Raw genomic sequence first — 21,248 nt, 5'->3', positions numbered from 1 at the left:
CGAAATAGTCGATTGAAGCAGTTGGGCAACTTCCTGCTGACTGATACCGAATGGCTGCTAATGAGAACGGCGACTGGCCGTTCCGGCTCGATAACGGACCGTCGTGACAGGCGAGTCATGCCACTTTCTATTTCTCTGATCTCCGATGTGATCGTAAAAACAAAAAGTGTCGGCGCAAAATAAAAAGCGTCACGAACTCGCCTATGCGAGCTTGTCCTGAAAGGCAAACACAAACACACAATTTCGCGCTCTCGCCGCCGATTGGCAACAGAGTCCGTCAGGACACCTTGAGCATCTGAACCCTGTCATCGGACCAAACAGTTCACGGGCATCCCGGGGCAAGCATTAGTCGCGCTGCAAGTGCAAACAGGCAAACTTTCAGGCTTTCCATGAATTTCTCGGGATGCGGCGCGTCGCGCACGTATGCCTCGCTAATCATGCCGTGACCGATTATCTGGAGGGTACGAGCCAGCACGGCAATGTCCGCTACCGCGGCGTTCGGTAGGAGCATCGATATCGAATCGACGACGAGTTCAACAAACCGGCGCCGGTGCTCTTCGGCCGCTGCGCGCAAGTCCGGGGCAGAGGTGAGCATGGTATTGATCGCCGATAACCCCGGCTGATCGCGATACAACGGGACAATGCAATCGATCGACTTGTTCAGGTAGGTCAGCAGGTCATGCGTGGCGCCATGGCGAGGGTGAACGGCCTCAGTGACCTCATAGATCTGGCTCATCCAGCGCTGTGCCAGGGCCAGAATAATCGACTCTTTGTTCGGAAAATATTCATATAAGGCGCCAACAGAAACTCCAGCCTCCTGCGCGATCCGGCGGGTTGTCAGCCCATCCAGGCCACCTTTCTCGATTTGAATGGCTGCTGCCTTCAAGATCGTCTCGATTGTCTCGCGTCCTCTCGACTGGTGCGGCATCTTGCGTGCTGACAAGCTCCGGGCGGACCGACCGGCACGCCCGGGCGAGGTTTCTTCCTGCATCTGCGTTTCTCCTGAGGCAATGGTCCGGACATCATACCGATTTGCCCAATCTGTGTCTGCGGACCGGCAGCGGATGGCCGAGTACGGGTTTCTATGCATATAAACCGATCTTTTGTTCGGTTTAAATCCTCATCAAGCGTGAACAACCTTCCGTCGATGGAAGCCGCGGGCGGCTGCGGCGGGAAGGTCGGAATCTTTCAATCCTTGCGCTTCGAGCTGCGCTTTCTGAGGAGTTAAAGTGGAAATTACCCGGTTCAATAGTGAGATGGCTACCGAATCCCGTGACATCTGGCAGTGGGACGCATGGCAGATCGCCGATGCAATAGCGGATGGCACGATCTCAAGTCGCGAAGCCGTGACGAGCTGTCTGCAACGGATCGAGGCGAGCAACCCCCGCATCAATGCGTTTTCCCACGTCAACACAGAGTCGGCTTTGCATGCGGCGGATACCGCCGACGCCGCGCGGGCGTCGGGCCAGAAACTAGGTCCTCTGCATGGTGTTCCCGTGTCGATCAAGTGCAACATCGATGTACTCGGCGAACCGACCACAAACGGTGTGGTCGCGAGACGGGATGACGTTGCCCGTGCTCATAGCCCGGTGGTCTCGAACCTGCTGAACAGTGGGGCAGTGATTGTCGGGCGCACCAATGCTCCCGCGTTTTCGTTCCGGTGGTTTACCGAGAATGACTTGCACGGACGCACGCTGAATCCGTGGAATGACGAACTCACGCCCGGTGGTTCCTCGGGCGGGGCAGGCGCTGCGGTGGCTGCCGGAATGTGCCCGATAGCGCATGGCAACGATATCGCCGGTTCGATCCGCTACCCGGCCTATGCATGCGGCTTGGCCGGCTTGCGTCCCACCGCCGGTCGCATTCCTTCGTTCACGCCGAGCGGCGGTGATGTCCGGACTTTCTCGTCGCAGCATTTCGCCGTGCAGGGGCCGATTGCACGCTCCGTGCGCGACTTGCGCATCAGCCTCGCAGCCATGTCCACCCGTGATGTGCGCGACCCCGATTGGATTCCCGCGCAGTTGACCGGTGATATTGCCAAAGGTCCGATCAAGGTGGCGCTCGTGGATGACTTCGACGGCCTTCCGCTTGCCCCCGAGGTTCGTGCTGCCCTGGAGCGCGCGGCTCAATGGCTCAGCGAGGAGGGCTACATTGTGGAGCGCAAGACGCCGCCTGGGTTGAAGGAGGCTCTGGACGTCTGGATGACGATTGCGATGACCGAACTAGGCTTAGGCTACGCACCGCTTATCGAACAGTATGGGGATGACGGCGCGCGTGAAGCGGTGCGCGCAATGTATGCCCGTTCTGGGAAGTCCACCACGCTGGAGGACTACATCCGCGCCTTTGCGAAACGTGATGGCCTGCGCCGGCAATGGAACGCATTCTTCGAACAGTACCCGGTGATGCTGATGCCTACATCACTGCAGCTACCGTTCAAATATGGTCTCGATCTGGCCGGTGATAAAGCCATGTCGGACATCATGGATGAACAGCTTCCGATGATGGCGATTGCGGCGCTCAACTATCCTGGCTTGAGCGTACCGACCGGCCTGCATGGCGATGTGCCCGTCGGGGTTCAGATCGTCGCCGGGGCATTCCGCGAGGATCTGTGCCTGTCCGCCGGCGAATCGATTGAGCGGCACGCTTGCATGCCGCGGGCTTTTGGGTAGACCGACAACAAAGCGCCCGGATTAATTCCTTCAAAAAACAGACCAGTCCAGCGACCGGCAAAACATATTGAGTCGCATATTGCGCGGCGGCGCGTGCATCTATAGGAGTCACGAATGAGTTCAAGGTTCTTGCGTTGCGATACCCCATTGTCGCGCTGCGTGACGATCTGGTTCGCCCTGGATTGGTTTGTTGCGCTCTTTCCCCCCATTCACTGGGGCATCGCACTTCCCCTGCCCAACGTTTTGGGGTTGCCGGTTACGTTGGCCTATTTCCTTGGCGTATCACTTTGCATCTGCGCCAGCATTGCGTTTGCGTACTGGGTGGATACCCGGCGCGGTATCGCCTGATCAGCCTTCTCCGGAGAGACATCATGTGGGTGACGTACGGTGCGCTGGCACTATTTTTCTGTGCGGTGATCTGGATTCTGCAGAAATCGTTTGTGGCTGACCGCAATTTCTCGGACTATGCCGTCGGGGGCAGGTCGTTCGGCCCGTGGTACCAGACCATGTCGTTTTTGAACACCTGGTATCCAGGGGCGACATTTACGGCGTTCGCCGGCCTGGCCGCAGGCACCGGCGTGTTCAGTTTCTATTTGCTGACCTACAGCCTGCTCACCGTCGTGTTGATGTACCCGATGGCGACCCGGGTCTGGACCTGGGGAAAGCGTTTCGATCTGGCCACGCAGTCAGAGTTCTTTTCCCTGCGCTACGACTCGCACCACATCAAGGCGCTCACGGCGGTAATCGGCATCGTCTCCGCGTTTCCGTGGCTTGTTCTCGGCATGCAGGCATTGGGCGCGATGTTTCACGACCTGTCGCTGGGTTATCTGTCGTTCACCGCATCCGTCATTCTTGCTGTCGCGGTGATGGTCGTCCGGCAGTTCTGGACGATCCGCATGGGGATGCGCGGCGTGGTGATCTCGGATATGTTCCAGGGCATCGTTGCGTACGGTGGCGGCTCGCTGCTGATTGCGGGCCTGCTCATCTGGCTCGTGGAAGCTCGCGGGATTCATCTGTCGTCGTTAAGCACAGGTGTACTGTCGATTCCCGGCTTCGGATCGGACAAGGGATCTCTCTATCTCTTCGCGCTGATTTTCAGCGGTGCGATCGGCGGCTGGTGCTGGCCGTCCATTTTCGTTCGTCTATTCACTGCTGACGGTGTGCGCAGTGTCAAGAAGGCGGCGGTGCTTGCGCTGCCGTGGTCGATCATTTTCAGCAGCGGGTTGTTTTTCACCTGCATGCTCGCCAGCCAACTCCCGGACGTGGCCGCGCATCCCGACAACGTCTGGTTCACACTGAGCCGGGATGCCGGCGGACTGGGCGCGCTGGCGCTGGCGGGAGTGTGTGTTCTGGCCGCATCGATGGGCAATATCGATGGCGGCATTCAGGCAATCGGGGCGCAGGTCGCGGGCGGCTTTGCGGGCAGGAACAGCAGGTTCACCCATACCCAGCTTCTCGTCATCGCGAAGCTCGGCATGGGGGTCGTCACTGCGCTCGCCGCCTGGGCCGCCTGCTCGACGCTGCCAGCCCTTTTCTCGCTCGCCGTGCTTTCGTATCAGGGCATCATCCAGCTCGCGGTCCCGCTGATGCTTGGGATCTTCTGGCGGCGCGGCAATCGCCAAGGTGCGATCGCAGGCCTATTCGTCGGTTTCGTCGTTACAGGTGCGCTGGAATGGATATACCACGGTTCCGTGCCTTGGGCTCATGGGCTGACGTCGGGTGTGATCGGGCTCGCGGCGAACTTCGCGATCTATGCCACGTGCGCCTACCTCTTTCCTCATTCCGCCGCGGAGCAGGCCCGGCTCGACGAACTGTTCGATTCGACGTCGTCATCCGCGCGCGCCTGTCCCGGCAGCAGCGTACCGTCTTCTGCGGTTGCAATGCAGGCCACGCAGAGTGGTGGATAAAAGGCCGCGTCCGGAATAGACATGGGCTTGAGCGGCGCAGAGCATTGACGCCCCTGCGCAGCACAACCGGGGTGGGCGCGCTGCCGGAATTGGCACGGCCGTTTCTCGAGATTTCAATGAAGTGAGCGATAGATCATGAGTTTCGATTCAACCCTGATCGATCTAACTGCTTGTGAGGTGGTCGATCTGCTGCGTCGCGAGGACGTGAGTCCTCTTGACCTGCTCGACACGATCCGGATCTATGAGGAATTCGACATCGTCGCGCGCGTTCGGGAGCTTACGCCCGTGTTCCAGGCTCATCTGCAACGTCTGGGTGACCACCCGCTGATTGGCGAAGCACGAGGCGTCGGCCTGCTCGGCGGCCTGGAGGTGTCGAAGAATAAGGCATGCCGCGAATCGTTTGATCCGGGCGCGGGTGTTGCCGGGTATGCGGCGAAGCGGGCACTCGCACACGGCGTGATCACGCGCGGACTGAACGATACCGTGACGCTGTGCCCACCGCTCATCATCACGCCGGATCAACTTGACGAGATGTTCGACGGTATCGGCAAGGCGCTCGACGACACGTATGCCTGGGCGGTCCAGCAAGGGTTGACGGCCGCCTGAAGCGAGGCGGCCGCAGCCACCGCGAGAAGTCGGATGGACCAAGGAGCAGGCATCCGCCGCTCTATATCGATAGGAATGAGTGGTGTCGTTTCACGCGTTTTGGGCGCCGCTCCTGAAATCAAATCGATGTTCGATTGCTGACTGAGTTGATGCGTCATTCACCATGCAGGATCAAAGGCCACTATTCGTATATTGATTAGGTATACAAAATATGAATTTGAGGCGTTGTCGCTTTGCGATTTCGACGGGGGTATCGAGTGCAATCGAAAGAAGGTTGGAACAACATTTAACCGCTTGGAGACTAAACTTGAAGAAGCTGATTTCGGACACCTTCACCCGATTGGGTGAAGATGGAAGCGTGTTTCCCGCCCAGGGGCTTTTGGCCCGCGCCATTGGTGTCGCCGCGCTCTTGTGCGCCGCGCCGGCCTGCGTCCACGCACAGGGTAGTGTCACCCTGTACGGGATTCTTGATGCCGGGATTCAGTACCGCACGCATGCCGACGGAACGAATAGCGAGATCAACCTTCAGAACTACGGGAATATTCCCTCTCTGGTTGGCATGTCGGGCAAGGAGGAACTCGGCGGTGGCCTTAGCGCGGTTTTCAAACTCGAACAGGGACTCAACCTGAACGACGGGACCCCGACGGTGCCAGGATATGCCTTTTTCCGTGGCGCGTACGTCGGCCTTTCTGGCCCGTTCGGTACTGCCACGATAGGCCGGCAGACAACCGTGCTTTTCGACCAAAACCTGTACTTTGATCCGCTGTTGCTCTCGGCGTACAGCGCCGACGGAGAGGTTATACCTGTCACGGATAATTTCGTCAGCAATGCGGTCAAGTTCAAGTCGGCCTCGCTGGGCGGCATCGAACTGGAGGCGTTGGCCGCCACGGGCGGTATCGCCGGTCGTTCGACATCAGGCCGGGTGCTTGAACTCGGTGTCCAATTTTCGGGTACTTCGCTTGGCGCCAGTGGCGTGATCAGGGAGTCGTATGGAACCTATGTCAGCGATGCAGATGACACTTCAGGTTTGAAGCGAGTCATCGCAACGCTCGCGGCGAACTACCACATTGGCGGTTTTACCGCCTACGCCGGCTTCGAACGACAGACGGGAGATCTGGCGCCGGTCAAGACCGTCCTGTGGACGGGGGCAAGGTACCAGATATTTTCGGATCTAAGTTTTGCCGGCGGCGTCTATCAAACCCTTTCGAACACGCCGAGCGTGGGTAATCCGACGCTCTATTCGTTTAGTATGACATACAATCTGTCGAAGCGGACCAGCACATACCTTAATGCCGCGTACTCGAGAAATTCCAGCCAAAGTTCGCAGACAGTCTACGAGTACGATCCCACGTTGCTGAACGGAGTTGGCCAGCTTGGGGTAATGCTCGGAATAACCCACACGTTCTGACGCGTCGTCAAATGAAAAAGGAGTTCCAGAAGTGATCGTTTATTCCCGCGTCACTAATACCCATGATCCGCAGAGTCGGGGACGGCAGATCGGCGAAAAATGGGCCGAAGAAATCAAGCGCACGGTCTCGCTTGGGGGCGCCGCCCGGTAACGGAATTTCTCGTACGGATGTGCAAGTGAATCGATGATCGGAAGGATCCGGGGCGTGGGTGGCGTGATGAGAGAGAGGCATCGCTTTCTAATGGCTATGTGCTGATGGGAGTCGTTTTTTTAGCGCTGCGAGTGCGCCGCAGTTCCTCGCTGTAAGTGATGGGCAATCCGGTTTCTTACCGCTGAATCGTGATCGCTGGATCGATGCGGGTCGATCGTTCCAAAACACTGGGACGGAAACGGGTTGCAGTCGATTTGGCGCGAAGTGTGGGTAGGATCATGGGTGGGAGGCGATCCGTAGCGTTGGGAGTCAAACCTGGCGCGGCTTTCCGGGGGAGTTGGCTGCCTCCCTTTCCGTCGAATATCACGAAGGGAATAGCACCGATTGCCGCAGCCCGCATCTGGAGCTTCACTCATCGCCATGTGGCTGTTGAATAGACGGTCTTTCTCGTCTCGACTGTCTGCAATCGCATTCTTCGCGGCAGTCCGGGTTAGCTCACACACGGCAAAGTTTCTGCTTACCTCGAATCGGCGAGAACTGCTTCTTCTAGTGCCGAGAGCTATACGAGACCATTAAGCATGAGATGAATCCTTGGGAGAAAGATCGTGGAACTTTTCCGTATGGTTTGCATGGTGTTGGCCAGTTTTTTTGGTGTACGCAAACGCGCTGCTCATGAGGCAGATCTGGCGAATGTCAACATGGTGCTGCTGCCGTTTGTCGCAGTCGCACTCGCCTTGATGATTGGCTTACTCATCTTTGGAGTCGTACATTTGGTTGCTGACGTCACAAGTTCGACGCAAGGATTTTGATTGCAAGTGAACTCGTGCACACGGATTCAATTGGCAACGCGTCGCAGAGTACCTCGCGGGTAAACTCGACCGTTTATGCTGCATTGGTGACATTAGCCGTGAACAGAAGGATCGTCGAGAATTTCGGCAAGTCCGCGAATCGCGTTTTCGAAGCGATTGTCCCAAGGATGGCCGAAATTGAGCCGGATGCAGTCCTGGAAGCCGTGCATCGCTGAGAAAATCGGCCCGGGAGCGATACTAATACCGCGCGCGGTTGCCAACGCGTGAAGCTCCATTGCTTTGATAGACTGTGGGAGTTGTAGCCACAGAAGGTAGCCACCCGTTGGACGCACCCACCTAACGGTACTCGGCAGCCATTTGTGCAGAGCCGCCTCCATTCGATCGAGCTGCGATTGAAGCGACGACCGCAGCGAGCGCAAGTGTCTATCGTATCCTCCGTGCTGCAGATAGTCGGCAATTCCCGCTTGTGCGGGGATGCACGCAGAAAGTGTTGTCATCAGCTTCAGCCGTCGGACTTTATCAGTGAATCGGCCAGCCGCTGTCCACCCGACTCGATAGCCCGGTGCGAGTGTTTTTGAAAATGAACTGCAGTGCATGACAAGCCCCTCTGTATCGAACGCTTTGGCCGGCAGCGGACGGTCGCGGCTGAAATGAAGCTCCTGATAGACATCGTCTTCGATGAGCGGTACTTCGTGTCCACGCAGTAGTTCGACCAGAGCGCGCTTCTTGTCTGCTGACAAGGATGTGCCGGTCGGATTCTGGAAATTGGGCATGAACCAGCACGCTCGAATGGGATGCTGGTCAAGCGCACTTTGTAACGCTTCCAGGTCAAGGCCGGACACCGGGTCAACAGGTATTTCCACAGCGCGAAGGTCGAGCCGTTCAATCGCTTGCAGGGCGGCGTAGAAACCCGGGGACTCTACAGCTACGAGGTCTCCAGGCCGGGTAACGGCCATCAGACATAGATTCAATGCTTCGAGGGCGCCGTTTGTAACGAGAATTTCGTTCGGCGACACGGACATACCCGTTCCAACATACCGAAGACTGATTTGCTGGCGGAGATGGTCGTTACCGGGCGGCAGATCTTCTACCGTGTTCCATGGGGTGAGCGACCGCGTGCCGGAGACCAGTGACTTCAGAAGCCGCGCAGATGGAAAGAGCAGTGGTGAGGGGAACGCTGAACCCAACGGCACAATGTCAGGATGCCGGGCTGACTCAAGCACGGAGAACACCAGGTCGCTGACATCTACCTTCTTTGGTTCCGTTGCGAGTCCTTCTGTCCGAACCGCCTCGTTCACAGTGGCGCCCTGAGTGACGAAGTACCCAGCACGCTCCTCGGCGCGCACGAGGCCCCACTGCTCAAGGAGCGCGTAGGCGCGAAATACCGTCGACTGGCTCACGCCATACTGCGCGATCAGGTGGCGAAGCGACGGAAGCCTGGCTCCGGCGGGAAGCAAGCCTTCCCGGATTTGCGTTGCCAGATTCTTCGCAATAGTCTCGTAGCGATTCATTGATTGCCCTTACCGTGTTCTTCGCGGACCGAACCCACAGCGCACGCTGTGTCGCGAGATTCCCGGCATGTCTACCGGGAAACTGTGCCGCAATACTATAGCTTCTGTCGATGAGCGAGCGACGATTGCGGTTGGGGCTGGCAGCGATTGAGTGGGCGCGCCAACCGGGCTTGCCTGCTACGCAAACATCAGTGGCATCTGCTTCTTTTCGCTGGGCAGCGGGTGGCCTATCGTGGGTACGCGTGCCTTTCGGAGGGATGCCTCCAACATCCCTTGCCTTCAACTACGTCGCGTAATACCGCGACGCGAGACGCTACCTATCCATGTATCAGTACAACGAGTTCGACAAAGCATTTGTCAGGAGCCGTGCAGCGCAGTTTCGCGATCAGCTTGACCGTTGGCAAAGTGGCCAGCTGAGTGAAGACGACTTCCGTCCGTTGCGCCTGCAGAACGGCTGGTATGTACAGCGTCACGCGCCGATGTTGCGTGTCGCAGTGCCCTATGGCGAGTTGTCGAGTGCTCAGCTACGGATATTGGCGCGCATCGCTCGAGAGTACGATGCTCCGGAGCCTGAGGTCTATCTTCAGGCCGCCGACGCCCAGCGCAAGCTCGGGACGCATCATCTGCCAACGAATTCTGCGCACTTCACAACGCGCACCAACGTGCAGTTCAACTGGATTCCCCTCGGCAAGGCGGCTGACGTGATGGACCTGCTAGCGTCCGTCGACATGCATGGCATTCAGACCAGCGGCAACTGCATTCGCAACATCTCGTGCGACGAGCGTGCCGGTGTCGCCCCTGACGAAATCGCTGACCCACGGCCCTTCGCCGAACTCATGCGGCAATGGACGACGCTTCACCCTGAATTCGCATTCCTGCCGCGTAAGTTCAAGATTGCGGTAACAGGCGCCGCGGAGGACCGCGCCGCGACCGACTGGCATGACGTCGGCCTCCGGCTCTTGCGCAATGACCTGGGCGAACTGGGTTTTCGTGTAACGGTTGGCGGAGGGATGGGGCGCACGCCAATGGTCGGCTCAGTGCTTCGTGAGTTTTTGCCCTGGAATCAAATCATGAACTACATCGAAGCGGTCGTGCGCGTGTACAACCGCTACGGAAGGCGCGACAACAAGTACAAGGCTCGCATCAAGATTCTGGTTAAAGCCGAGGGCCAGCGCTACATTGACGATGTTGAGGATGAGTTTCGGGAAATCGTCGAGCACGATGGCGGTCCGCATACGATTCCGCAGCAGGAACTGGACCGCGTGGCCGCCTCGTTTGCGCCGCCTGCCGTGACCCGTAGCGCGTCAGCGCAAGCTGCGAGAAAGGATGCACCGACTGACAATCCGCTTTTCATGCGATGGATGCAGCGAAACGTGGCTCTCCATAAGGACCCGGCACTACGCATCGTTACGCTGTCATTCAAGCGTCTTGGACAAGCACCTGGAGATGCATCAGCCGCGCAGCTGGAGAGGCTTGCCGACCTCGCGGACCGCTTCTCAGCGAGCGAGGCACGCGTGACGCATACTCAAAATATCGTCCTTCCATGGGTGGCTGCGGACCACCTTTTTGCCTTGTGGGAGGCCGCCAGGCAACTGGGTTTGGCCAGCACGAACGTTGGATTGTTGACAGATATCATCGCCTGTCCCGGGGGAGATTTTTGTGCGCTGGCCAATGCGCGTTCAATTCCAATCGCTCAGGCACTTGCCGAACGCTATCAGGACATTGACGAACTCGACGATATTGGTGATATCGATGTCCATATCAGCGGCTGCATCAACTCGTGCGGTCATCACCATAGTGGGCACATCGGCGTGTTGGGCGTCGACAAGGATGGGAAGGAGTGGTACCAGATTACGCTGGGAGGGGCCGACGGAACCGCTGCGAGCGGCGCCGCACAACCCGGAAAGGTCATTGGTCCATCGTTCTCTGCTGCAGAGGTGCCCGATGTAATCGAGGCCATGCTCAGAACGTACCGCGACCTGCGCGAATACCGAGGACAAGGACGATACGAGCGTTTCATCGAAACGTTGCGCCGGACCGGCCTTGACCCGTTCAAAGCAGCCGCGAACAATGCACGAGTAAAACAGGAGGTGTCCGCGTGAGCAACGTCCCCCGACTGAATGTCATTGCATGGCACGCTGTCCAAGGCGATGAACAGTCCAATGTCCTCAAGCTTGCTAATGATGCAGACCCCATGTCGCTTGTAGATGGCTTGGCCGGAATTGAGCGAATCGAGTTGCATTTTCCGCATTTCACCGACGGCCGTGCATATAGCCAAGCCTATCTTCTTCGGCGCAGATTGGGCTTCACGGGAGATTTGCGAGCAACTGGTGACGTACAGATTGATCAAATTCTGCAGATAGCGCGAACAGGCTTCTCAAGCGCCGTACTCAACGAAGGTCTCGATCCGGCTGATGCAGCCAGCCATCTGGCGCGGTATTCCGGGTTCTATCAGCGCGACCTGGTTGGAGCATAGTCAACCTGAGCTATCGCTACCTCTTGTCCTCACAATCAGTCGCCCGGATTGGGTGGGAACGCTTCAACAGCATGGTCAACCGGGGCGGGTGAGTACGCGTAGGCGACGCAGGCACGGCTCGCAAACGCGCCGAATTCCACGAGAACGGCCAGAGAAGGCGTTTGAGTTTCATATTATCGTCTCAAGCGAAGATCGGCCTCGTTTCGCGAAAACCGGGTTTACCGCGCTCGCAATATTTTCAACACGGCACTTCCAGTTGCCACGCGATCGGTCGACACAGTCAGCTCTCCACGTGTAAAAACCAGCTCGCGTGTCGTCTTGACGACTTCCGCGCGAGCCTCCACGAATACCCCGGCTTTTACGGAGGAAAGGAATTGTGTGTCGAACTGAACCGTCACACAAGGCTGGCGCCCGCTTACCTGCCACGCCGCTGTGCTGAGCACCTGATCGAGCAGCGTGGTGAGCATGCCGCCATGAACAACGCCGGCAGGATTCAGATGCTGTTCGTCAACTATGACGCCGAACGTGAGCAAGTCCAGATTCGCACGGCTCCACAAAGGGCCGACGAGACCGGTGAAACCCTTTGGAGCGTGTTGCCGCCATCCATCCTGCGTAAGCCGTTCGGCCGTTTCGGAGGTCGTCATGATCAGCGCATCGAAATCACTGTGGCGGCGAGTTCGGTGGCCGCCTTGCCGAGATCGCTTGCGAGCGCGCTCGTGTCGGCAGCGTTGAGCTGTGTCGCGAGGCCGACTGCAGCAAGACCGAACACCATCCGCTGCCTCGAGTCGAGCACCGGCACACCAATCACGGTCACACCGGCAATGTAATTTCCGCGATCGACGGCATAGCCCTGCTTTCGCGTGGCGTCGACTTCTTTCATCCAGGTCTCGAATGTGGGCGGGTTTTGCCAGCGTAGCAATTCGAATCCGCTTTGCAGCTCCTCGCGTGTGTAGTCACCGTACGCAGCCACGCAGCGCCCGGTTGCACTGATGAGCGCCGGGAAGCGACTACCCAGTTCGACACGCAAGCTGAGTGAGATTTCGGAGGCCGACAGCGCTTTGACGACCATATGCTTCAGGCCGCTCGCCTCGACACCCATGGTTGTCACACCGTATCGCGTAGCGAGTTCGTTGAGGAACGGTTGCGCGAGATCGCCGAATCCACCGCTTCTCAGCGCACTACGCGCGAGCGACAACATGCCTGCGCCCACCGAATACCGCTTGGTGGACGGATCGACCTTGACCAGTTCTTCCTCGACGAGCACGCGAAGAATGTGCAGACAGGTGCTCGGCACCAATTCCAGTTCGTCCGCGATCGCTTTCACTCCGAGCGGGCCCGCGCTATTGCCGAGCAACCGCAGGATGGCAATGGATCGCGTCACTGCTGGCACTGGCCGAACGCGCGGTCCGCCCGCCTTCTTCTCTTTCTGTTCTGCATGTCCTGCTGTCGCCATCGTTCCTCCGTTTTGTATATAGACAAAAGTACATGCTATTTGACAAAAGATCAAGCCGCGCCTAAAGTGAGTTCAACAAGATGAATCAGCAAAAACAGCGGAGACACATCAAGATGACCAGATTAACGGCGTACACGTCTTATGCCGACGCCCAACGACACTTTAGCGCGCAGAACCTGTGGGACCTCGTAGATGGCGAACCCCCGCTACTGAACATCGCGCACGAGTGCATTGACCGATACGCCACGGAAGACCGCAGCGCCGTCATCATCGCGCACGCCGAGGGGCACGACGAAGTGCTCAGCTTTCGCGAACTCTCGGAGACTTCGTCGCAGGTCGCCCATTATCTGCATGCAGAGGGAGTGCGGGCGGGCGATCGCATCGGCATCATGCTCGAACCTTCGCTCGCTTTCTACGCTTCGCTGTTTGGCGTATTGAAGCTTGGAGCCATTGCCGTGCCGCTCTTTACGCTCTTCGGACCCGATGGGCTTCGACTTCGTGTTCAGGACTGCAAACCACGCATACTCATCACGAATGAGGAGAAGGCAGCGACTGCAGCAGCGATCGAGGGAATGAAAACGATAGTGGCGAACCACGACTGGTTGCAAGGTCTGGCTGCTTATCCGACGCACTATGAATCCGCGACTCACAGCGACGATCTTGCGATCTTCCAGTACACCTCCGGGACTACTCGTGAGCTGCCCGACGCGGTGCGGCACACCCATCGTGCTCTCGTCATGGTGCTGCGCGCGGCGCTCTACGGAACCGGAGTACGGCCCGGCGAGCGTTTTTTCTGTCCTTCGTCGCCGGCGTGGGGGCATGGTCTCTGGCATGGCACGTTGGCGCCGCTCGCACTGGGCGCGACCATCGGTGCGTATGCCGGCAAGTTCTCCGCGGAGCGACTGCTGAAGGCTCTGCAGGATCACCGCTTCGTCAATATGTCTGCCGCTGCGACGCACTACCGGATGATGCGCAACTCCGGTGCGGCCAGCCGCTACACGTATGCAATCGAAAAGCTGTCGTTCACGGGCGAACCCATTGATAGTGAAACTATGGAGTTCGTGCGCCAGACCTTCGGCTGCGTGGTATGCAGCATGTACGGTACGACGGAGATCGGCGTGATTCTGGTCAGTTATCCGGGCGCCCATGACTTCCCAGTCAAGCCTGGTTCGCTCGGTAAAGCAGTGCCGGGCGTACGTGTCGAAGTTCACGATGCGGAAGGACGTCCTTGCGGTGCCGACGTCACCGGCGAATTGACTGTCTGGCGAGGTGGAAAATGGCTGCCGACCAAAGACCTCGGGCGGATCGATGAAGACGGGTATTTCTACCATCGCGGCAGGGCCGATGATGTGATCATCTCGGCGGGCTGGACGATCAGTGCCGTTGAAATTGAAGACGCCGTGCTGAAACATCCGGACGTCCGGGAAACTGCAGCTATTGGCGTACCGGATCCGTTGCGTGGACAGGTTGTCAAGGCATTCGTAGTCGCAGAACGACCTGGCGACGAAAATTTTACAAAGGAAATTCAGGATTCCGTACGAGTGAGGCTGAGTCAGCACGAGTACCCCAGAGTAGTCGAGTACGTGGCCGAGTTGCCAAAGAATCCGGCTGGCAAGGTCAATCGAAAAGCTTTGCGTGACCGCGAGCGTGTCACGACGGCAGTTTCCAGTTAAATCGTGAGGAGAAAGTGCATGGCAGAAGATCAGGTAATGTTCCCCAAGATCACTGAAAAGGGTCTGGAAGAATTGAGCAAAAGAATCGGCGTGGACGTGGGGGCCACCGCCGAACCATGGTGTTATGAAGCGACGCGCGACAATATCCGGCACTACGCTCACGGCATCGGCGATGACAATCCGCTCTGGTGCGATCCGGACTATGCGGCGCAGACGCGCCATGAGGGAATCGTTGCGCTGCCGAGCTTCCTGTTCACCACGAGCCGGATCGTCTCCGGCTATGTGGGCGGCTTGCCCGGGGTTCACGCCATGTGGTCCGGTGCGGATTGGAACTGGCACAAACAGGTCAAGCGCAACGACGTGATTACCACCCAGGCGAAGCTGAAAGATCTGATCGAACACGAGACCCGCTTTGCGGGCCGGGCGATCCAGCAGATTTATCACGTCGACTTCTACAACCAGCACGGTGATCTCGTTGCCGACGCGGATAGCTGGTGCTTTCGCACCGAACGCGATCATGCGCGCGAACAGGGGACGAAATACCGTGACGTGAAGTCGAAACCACCGCGAATCTACACGGAAGAAGAGCTGGCCGCAGCCTACGAACTCTATCGGAACGAAAAGGTTCGCGGCGCCGAGACTCGTTATTGGGAAGACGTCACGGAAGGCGAAGAACTGCCGGTCATGTTCAAGGGGCCGATGACCGTAACAGGCTTCATCGCTTATGCACAGGGTTGGGGAGGCCTCTACATCCGCGCCAACAAGCTGGCCTGGCAACTGATCGACGCGCATCCGGGCGTGGGTATCAAGAACCGCTTTGGCATTCCGGACTGTCCGGAACGCGTGCACTGGGAAGAAGAGTTCGCGCTTCGCGTCGGGGCGCCGGGTGCTTACGACTACGGTCCGGAGCGCTGTTCGTGGCTGACGCATCATCTGACGAACTGGATGGGCGACGATGGCTTCCTGCGTCGCGCCACCTGTAAGATTCGTCGCCATAATCCGCAAGGCGACATGTTGTTCATCAAAGGCAAAGTGAAGCGCAAGTTTATCGAGGCAGGCCGACATCTCGTCGAGATCGAGCAGGAGGCGCGCAATCAGGACGATGAGGTGTCGGCACTCGGGAGCGGCGTGGTGGAGTTGCCAAGCCGCGGTTAAAACACGGAAGCGAGGGCCGAGCATAACGGCCCGTTTCATGAAAACAGGAGACGTTGATGACTGAAGCGCGAGGGGACACCTCGAACGAGACGGGAGTACCGCGTGGTGCATTGCACGGACTGAAGGTTCTGGACCTGTCGAGAGTGCTCGCGGGACCTTTTGCTGCCCAGATACTTGCTGACCACGGAGCGGACGTCACGAAGATCGAGCCGCCGCAGGGCGATGAAACACGTGAACTCGGGCCGCCTTTCGTTGACGACAGCGCCGCGTACTTTCATGGACTGAATCGCAACAAGCGGGCCATCTCGCTCGATCTATCCCGTCCGGAAGGCCGTGAGGTGCTGCTCGCCCTGCTCGCCGACGCCGATGTGCTAGTCGAAAATTTCCTGCCGGGCACGATGAAAAAGTGGGGATTGGACTACGGCGAGGTGCTACAGGCGCGCTTTCCCCGACTCATCTATTGCCGTATTTCGGGCTTCGGCGATAGCGGGCCGCTCGCTTCGATGCCCGGCTACGATGCGGTGCTTCAGGCATTTTGCGGGCTGATGAGTATCAACGGTCACCGCGAAAGCGGTGCGACGCGGATCGGCATTCCGATCGTGGATACAGCGGTGGGTCTGTCGTCGGTCATCGGCATTCTGTTGGCCGTGGCGGAACGGGCGGGGTCGGGTCTCGGGCAACTGGTGGATACGTCGCTATTCGAAACCGCGCTTGGTCTGTTGCACCCGCATCCGGCCAACTGGTTTGCCTCGGGCAATACACCTGTCCTTACCGGCAATGCGCATCCCAACATTTCTCCTTACGACACGTTCGCTGCGGCACGTGGCGATGTTTTCATCGGCGTGGTCAACGACGGTCAGTTCCGCCGATTCTGCAATGTGATCGGACGTGCCGAGCTGATCGGCGATCCACGTTTCGTCACCAATCGGGCGCGGGTTGAGAATCGCGCAACGCTGCGCGCGGAACTCGAGCCCGTACTGCGCGACTTCGATGCAACCGATCTGTGCCGCAGACTGACTGAGGCCGGCGTGTCCGCGTCACGAATCAACTCCGTTGCGGAGGCGTTGCAGCATCCGCACACGCTTGCACGGGAGATGGTGGTCCAGCTTGGTGACTACAAGGGCGTGGGCATTCCCGTCAAGTTGTCGCGCACACCCGGTTCGGTTCGCACCCCGCCACCCGGCTTTGCCGCCGATACCGAGGCCGTGCTGCACGAAGCTGGCTATGACGCGCAAGCCGCGCGTGCACTGATCGACTCGGGCGCCGCGCCCAAACGAAGGCGTGCGAAGGCCTGACGCGTCAAGCAGTCGCATACCTACCGTTGAATAACAAGGCTGCCGGAAGCGGCTGCCGGAAGGAGACATGAATGGCTAGCAACGTTAGCCGGGGCGCGCGCATGTCGCGCGACGACCGGCGTGTTCTCATTGCGTCGTCTCTAGGCGCGGTCTTCGAGGCCTACGATTTCTATCTGGCCGGCTCTCTTGCGGTGATCATCAGCAAGCAGTTCTTCGCGGGCGTGAATCCCGGCGCTGCCTTCGTGTTCACACTCCTGAGCTTTGCAGCGGGTTTTGCGGTGCGCCCACTCGGGTCCATCGTGTTTGGCAGAATCGGCGACAAGATCGGGCGCAAATACACATTCCTTTTCACCATTTCGGTGATGGGTATTTCGACTTTCCTCATTGGCCTGTTACCTGGGTTCAGTCAGATCGGCATAGCCGCGCCGATTATCTTCATCGGGCTGCGCCTGTTGCAGGGTTTGTCGCTCGGCGGCGAGTACAGCGGCGCCGCAACCTATGTCGCTGAGCATGCACCGAATGCGAAGCGCGGCGCGTGGACCGCATGGATACAGACGCCTGCGACGCTCAGCCTGCTGCTTTCACTGGTGATCATCATTGCAGTGCGCTACAGCGTCGGCGAGGCGGCTTTCTCCGCATGGGGCTGGCGTGTGCCGTTTCTCCTTTCAGCCGTGCTGCTGGCGGCCTCGGTGTGGATTCGCCTGAAACTGCACGAATCGCCCGTATTCAGCCGGATGAAAGCCCAGAACAAGGTGTCGAAGGCGCCGCTCAAGGAAGCATTTGGTGAATGGCGCAATCTGCGTCTGTCGCTAATTGCGTTGTTCGGTCTGGTGGCCGGCCAGGCCGTCGTTCTCTACACGGGGCAGTTCTATGCGCTGTTCTTTCTGACGCAGACGCTCAAACTCGACATCATGACGGCGAATGTGATGATCGGCGTTGCGTTGATCGTGTGCACGCCGTTCTTCATCGTCTTCGGTGCGCTGTCGGATAGAGTGGGGCGCAAACCAGTGATCATGGCCGGGCTTCTGATAGCCGCGTTCGCTTATTTTCCCCTATTCAAAGGGCTGACGCATTATGTGAATCCAGCCCTGGAGCATGCGCTGGATCAGTCGCCGATCGAAGTCGTCGCAAATCCGGCAGACTGCTCCTTCCAGTTCAATCCGACCGGCACGGCCCGCTTCACGAGTTCCTGCGACGTCGCGAAGCAGGCCTTGGCGAAAGCTGGCTTGAGCTATCGGAACGTCGAAGCAGTTGATGCGACTGTGGCGGTTGTTCATATCGGTGCCGCCAGCGTCCAGTCCTACCGGGCGGGAGGTCCGCAAGCCTCGTTGGAGGAACGCCGTTTCAGCGCAGCGCTGAGCGACGCTTTGTCGAAGGCCGGCTACCCGAACCAGGCGGATCCCGCGCAAATCAACTGGGTCATGGCGTTGCTGATTCTGATTGGCCTCGGATTGCTGATCACGGCAACCTATGGCCCGGTTGCCGCGGTGCTGGCAGAAATGTTTCCGACGCGCATCCGCTATACCGCTGTCTCGCTGCCGTACAACATCGGCAATGGCTGGTTTGGTGGATTCCTGCCTGCCACAGCGTTTGCGATCGTGGCAGCCAGCGGCGACATCTACGCAGGGTTGTGGTATCCGGTCAGCTTGATCGCGATGACCTTCGTTGTCGGCGTTATTTTCCTGCCTGAAACGAAGGGCCTCGATCTCGAGGCGGAGCCCGTCAATCAGATTCCCGATTCCGTGCATGAGAAATACAGTCCCGCACGCTCTACCGTTGATGCAAAGGGCACTGACGTCAGCTAGTCCATGTTGTTTCGTATTTTTAACTGGCATCAATAATACATAGTATAACTAATAAATAAGAATGGATTTTGGAGCGAGTTTAAGACTTGTGAACCAAACAAAGGAGACGAAATGAAGAGAAGCGTTCTAATCATGGCGATAGCGTCGAGCGTCCTGGTATCTACAGGCGCCATCGCGCAATCTTCGGTCACTATCTACGGGATCATCGATCAGGGCATCAACTACGTCAGTAACGCGCAATCCATCGACCCGTCTGGCCACCGCGCAGGCCATACTCAGTACACGACTAGCAGCACCGTGATGGCAGGAAACCAGCTAGGTTTTCAAGGCACCGAAGATCTTGGGCTTGGTTACAAGGCAATCTTCAAGCTTGAAACTGGCTTCGACATTGGTACAGGCAAGTTGCAGGAAGGCGGTACGTTCTTTGGCCGCCAGGGTTACGTGGGATTGAGCGCGCCATATGGAACGCTGACGCTTGGGCGGCAATACGACTCGGTCGTCGATTTTCTGCGGCCGTTGAGCGCGGCATCCGCAGGCGGCGGTGGAACGTACACGTCGCACGGCAACGATATCGACAATTTCGCCGACACGTACCGGACGAACAATGCGGTGAAGTTGACGAGTGCGCCTTATCACGGGCTGGTCGTGAGTGGCATGTATAGCTTCGGCGGTGTGGCCGGATCCATATCGAGAAACAGTATCTATTCGTTCGGCGCATCCTTCAACCAGGGACCCATCAAGGTAGCCGGCGCTTACTTGAAGGTGCATGATCCGAATCAGTCGTTCTTTGGCGACAACCAGCTCAGTTCCACTACGGCCAACAACCTGGGCGCGACAGCGGATGTGCAGGCCAATCCGGTCTATGGAGGATTCGCTTCGGCGAGCACGTATCAGGTGATTGCCGCAGGCGCGCAGTATGGAACCACGACTTTCTTCATTGGCGTCAATTACTCGAATATTCGCTTTGGCGGATTGGGGGATCCTGCCTCGGGAACGCTCTCACTCACCAATCCGTTCGGATATAAGGGTAATGCCGTGTTTAACAGCTACGCCGCGTATGTGCGTTATGTGGTCACGCCAGCGGTCGCCCTGGTGGGCGCCTATGATTTCCTTACAGGGGGCGCGATAGATGGCAAACCGCCCGCGCACTATAACCAGTTCAATGCCGCGGCTCACTATCTGCTCTCAAAACGTACGGACATTTACTTGCTGGGTACTTATGTCATGGCGGGCGGCACCGACTCGACCAAACAACAGGCGGTTGCTTCGATTCTCACCGTGACACCGTCGAATAGCGCTCGGCAGATTATCTTGCGAGTTGGGCTGATGCATTTCTTCTGAATTCGTGCCCATTGCCTATACGAGATATTCTTCAATACTCGTTCATCAACCTGGTGATGAAAACGTCTTGGGGCAGGTAATCAATCCAGCCCAAGGCTATCAGTTTGAGCTTGGCGAAAGGCTGGAGGGCTTACGACAACAGTTTTGCTGCTCACCAGTCTTTCTCCATTGCGATGCCGAAGCATCTGTTCAAGATCTGGACTGTTTACAACCTTACCGGAGGGCTCCGCCGCAGGACGATAGCCGGTGTGGGTTCGTCGATGCGCTTGCGGTGAGATCGATCATTCGCGTCTGCCGGCATGCGAATGACAGGAAAGTTATCCGTAGCCGCCGAACCAACGCCGATACCCGAATGTCGGCAATAGCGACCTCAAAACGCTCGGCTTTGACGGTATTGAACGGGACCCGCTCGCGGAAGCCTTCAGTTCCCGCAATCCGCCAATTTAACCTGGCTTTGTGCATATAGTGCTCTCGTTGCCTTCGGTCGTCGCGTAACTGCGGTCACTCAACCACGACGGCGCACTGACATTTGGATGTCCCCTTGACCTCTTGCAGCGGCCATTCGCTCGACGGAGCGAACCTGGCTCGTTTTAGGATCCAGAGAGAAATGGTCCGCCACGCCGATTTGCTCCCGGTAAGAAAAAGAGATGCCAAGAACAGACGATGCCTTCCAAAGGCAGTTGCCGCCCTGCCATTTCTCCCCACCAACACGATTTCCGCCGTGGCGGGAAGGTCACGCAACGCTGCGAGCGTCTGGCTAGACGCCTAACCAATGGCGAGGACGTGAGCCTCATTCTCGACAGCACGGGGATGAGTTCCGGCCGGGCCAGTGAGTGGTACGAGTAGACGTACGGTAAAACGTCGACGAAAATGCCGTGGCGTAAGATGCACCTGTCGATCGACGTTGACATGAACGTTCACGTGATCGCCATGGCTGGCGCAGACGTTTCGGATAGCGAAGGGATGGAGTGCGTCCTGCTCGCCGATCT

At 58.2% G+C, this 21,248-nt stretch carries 17 protein-coding genes and 2 pseudogenes; 15 read left to right on the top strand and 4 right to left on the bottom strand.

The window, feature by feature from the left end; translation table 11 throughout:
* A partial coding sequence (locus PQQ95_RS30950) for a hypothetical protein (protein ID WP_408444651.1) occupies nt 1-183 on the top strand: 183 nt, incomplete at its 5' end.
* Nucleotides 184-322: 139 nt separating this feature from the next.
* Here the strand turns inward: PQQ95_RS30950 and PQQ95_RS30945 are convergent.
* Nucleotides 323-991 (bottom strand): TetR/AcrR family transcriptional regulator, encoded by a 669-nt coding sequence (locus tag PQQ95_RS30945; RefSeq protein ID WP_408444650.1) that lies wholly within the window; start codon nt 989-991, stop codon nt 323-325.
* Between the two features lie 238 nt (nt 992-1,229).
* On the opposite strand from PQQ95_RS30945, the gene PQQ95_RS30940 reads away from it, so the two are divergent.
* The 6 genes from PQQ95_RS30940 (at nt 1,230) to PQQ95_RS30915 (ending at nt 7,550) form a co-directional block, all read left to right on the top strand.
* Nucleotides 1,230-2,669 (top strand): amidase family protein, encoded by a 1,440-nt coding sequence (locus tag PQQ95_RS30940; RefSeq protein WP_408444647.1) that lies wholly within the window; start codon nt 1,230-1,232, stop codon nt 2,667-2,669.
* A gap of 114 nt (nt 2,670-2,783) precedes the next feature.
* Complete coding sequence (locus PQQ95_RS30935; protein ID WP_408444645.1) at nt 2,784-3,017, top strand: hypothetical protein; 234 nt, start codon at nt 2,784-2,786, stop codon at nt 3,015-3,017.
* A gap of 23 nt (nt 3,018-3,040) precedes the next feature.
* Nucleotides 3,041-4,576, top strand: coding sequence for a sodium:solute symporter family protein (locus PQQ95_RS30930; protein ID WP_408444643.1), 1,536 nt, complete (start codon nt 3,041-3,043; stop codon nt 4,574-4,576).
* A 135-nt stretch (nt 4,577-4,711) separates the two neighbouring features.
* Nucleotides 4,712-5,182, top strand: coding sequence for an aminotransferase class III-fold pyridoxal phosphate-dependent enzyme (locus PQQ95_RS30925; protein ID WP_408444640.1), 471 nt, complete (start codon nt 4,712-4,714; stop codon nt 5,180-5,182).
* Nucleotides 5,183-5,540: 358 nt separating this feature from the next.
* The gene (locus PQQ95_RS30920) at nt 5,541-6,590 is read left to right on the top strand and encodes a porin (protein ID WP_494471481.1); all 1,050 of its coding nucleotides are present in this window, start codon (nt 5,541-5,543) and stop codon (nt 6,588-6,590) included.
* A gap of 756 nt (nt 6,591-7,346) precedes the next feature.
* Nucleotides 7,347-7,550, top strand: coding sequence for a DUF2970 domain-containing protein (locus PQQ95_RS30915; RefSeq protein ID WP_408444638.1), 204 nt, complete (start codon nt 7,347-7,349; stop codon nt 7,548-7,550).
* A 92-nt stretch (nt 7,551-7,642) separates the two neighbouring features.
* Here the strand turns inward: PQQ95_RS30915 and PQQ95_RS30910 are convergent, their stop codons facing one another.
* The gene (locus PQQ95_RS30910) at nt 7,643-9,061 is read right to left on the bottom strand and encodes an aminotransferase-like domain-containing protein (RefSeq protein ID WP_408444635.1); all 1,419 of its coding nucleotides are present in this window, start codon (nt 9,059-9,061) and stop codon (nt 7,643-7,645) included.
* A gap of 323 nt (nt 9,062-9,384) precedes the next feature.
* Between PQQ95_RS30910 and PQQ95_RS30905 the strand changes: the two genes are divergently transcribed.
* Nucleotides 9,385-11,163: a nitrite/sulfite reductase gene (locus PQQ95_RS30905; RefSeq protein WP_408444632.1), complete on the top strand. Its 1,779-nt coding sequence runs from the start codon at nt 9,385-9,387 to the stop codon at nt 11,161-11,163.
* Complete coding sequence (locus tag PQQ95_RS30900; protein ID WP_408444629.1) at nt 11,160-11,537, top strand: DUF934 domain-containing protein; 378 nt, start codon at nt 11,160-11,162, stop codon at nt 11,535-11,537. The genes PQQ95_RS30905 and PQQ95_RS30900 overlap by 4 nt, the downstream gene beginning before the upstream one ends.
* A gap of 218 nt (nt 11,538-11,755) precedes the next feature.
* On the opposite strand, the gene PQQ95_RS30895 is transcribed toward PQQ95_RS30900, so the two are convergent.
* Nucleotides 11,756-12,181, bottom strand: coding sequence for a PaaI family thioesterase (locus PQQ95_RS30895; RefSeq protein ID WP_408444627.1), 426 nt, complete (start codon nt 12,179-12,181; stop codon nt 11,756-11,758).
* 2 nt (nt 12,182-12,183) lie between these two features.
* Nucleotides 12,184-12,918 carry an IclR family transcriptional regulator gene (locus tag PQQ95_RS30890; RefSeq protein ID WP_408444624.1) on the bottom strand — a complete coding sequence of 245 codons (735 nt, stop codon included), beginning with the start codon at nt 12,916-12,918 and terminating at the stop codon, nt 12,184-12,186.
* A 152-nt stretch (nt 12,919-13,070) separates the two neighbouring features.
* Between PQQ95_RS30890 and PQQ95_RS30885 the strand changes: the two genes are divergently transcribed.
* The 6 genes and pseudogenes from PQQ95_RS30885 to PQQ95_RS30860 all read left to right on the top strand — a co-directional run bounded on the left by PQQ95_RS30885 (nt 13,071) and on the right by PQQ95_RS30860 (nt 20,259).
* Nucleotides 13,071-14,663 (top strand): acetate--CoA ligase, encoded by a 1,593-nt coding sequence (locus tag PQQ95_RS30885; RefSeq protein ID WP_408444621.1) that lies wholly within the window; start codon nt 13,071-13,073, stop codon nt 14,661-14,663.
* 18 nt (nt 14,664-14,681) lie between these two features.
* A complete protein-coding gene (locus tag PQQ95_RS30880) occupies nt 14,682-15,818 on the top strand; it encodes an FAS1-like dehydratase domain-containing protein (protein ID WP_408444619.1) in 1,137 nt (378 codons plus the stop codon).
* A gap of 56 nt (nt 15,819-15,874) precedes the next feature.
* Complete coding sequence (locus PQQ95_RS30875; RefSeq protein WP_408444616.1) at nt 15,875-17,113, top strand: CaiB/BaiF CoA transferase family protein; 1,239 nt, start codon at nt 15,875-15,877, stop codon at nt 17,111-17,113.
* A gap of 101 nt (nt 17,114-17,214) precedes the next feature.
* Nucleotides 17,215-18,367, top strand: a pseudogene (locus PQQ95_RS30870) (MFS transporter); the annotation flags it as partial.
* 113 nt (nt 18,368-18,480) lie between these two features.
* Nucleotides 18,481-18,831: pseudogene (locus PQQ95_RS30865) on the top strand (MFS transporter); the annotation flags it as partial.
* Nucleotides 18,832-19,029: 198 nt separating this feature from the next.
* Nucleotides 19,030-20,259, top strand: coding sequence for a porin (locus PQQ95_RS30860; protein WP_408444613.1), 1,230 nt, complete (start codon nt 19,030-19,032; stop codon nt 20,257-20,259).
* Nucleotides 20,260-21,248: the final 989 nt, after the last annotated feature.

The organism is Paraburkholderia caffeinilytica, from assembly GCF_046030355.1.
GTDB classification, from domain to species: Bacteria; Pseudomonadota; Gammaproteobacteria; order Burkholderiales; family Burkholderiaceae; genus Paraburkholderia; species Paraburkholderia caffeinilytica_B.
This window is presented reverse-complemented; position numbering and strand designations above follow the sequence as displayed.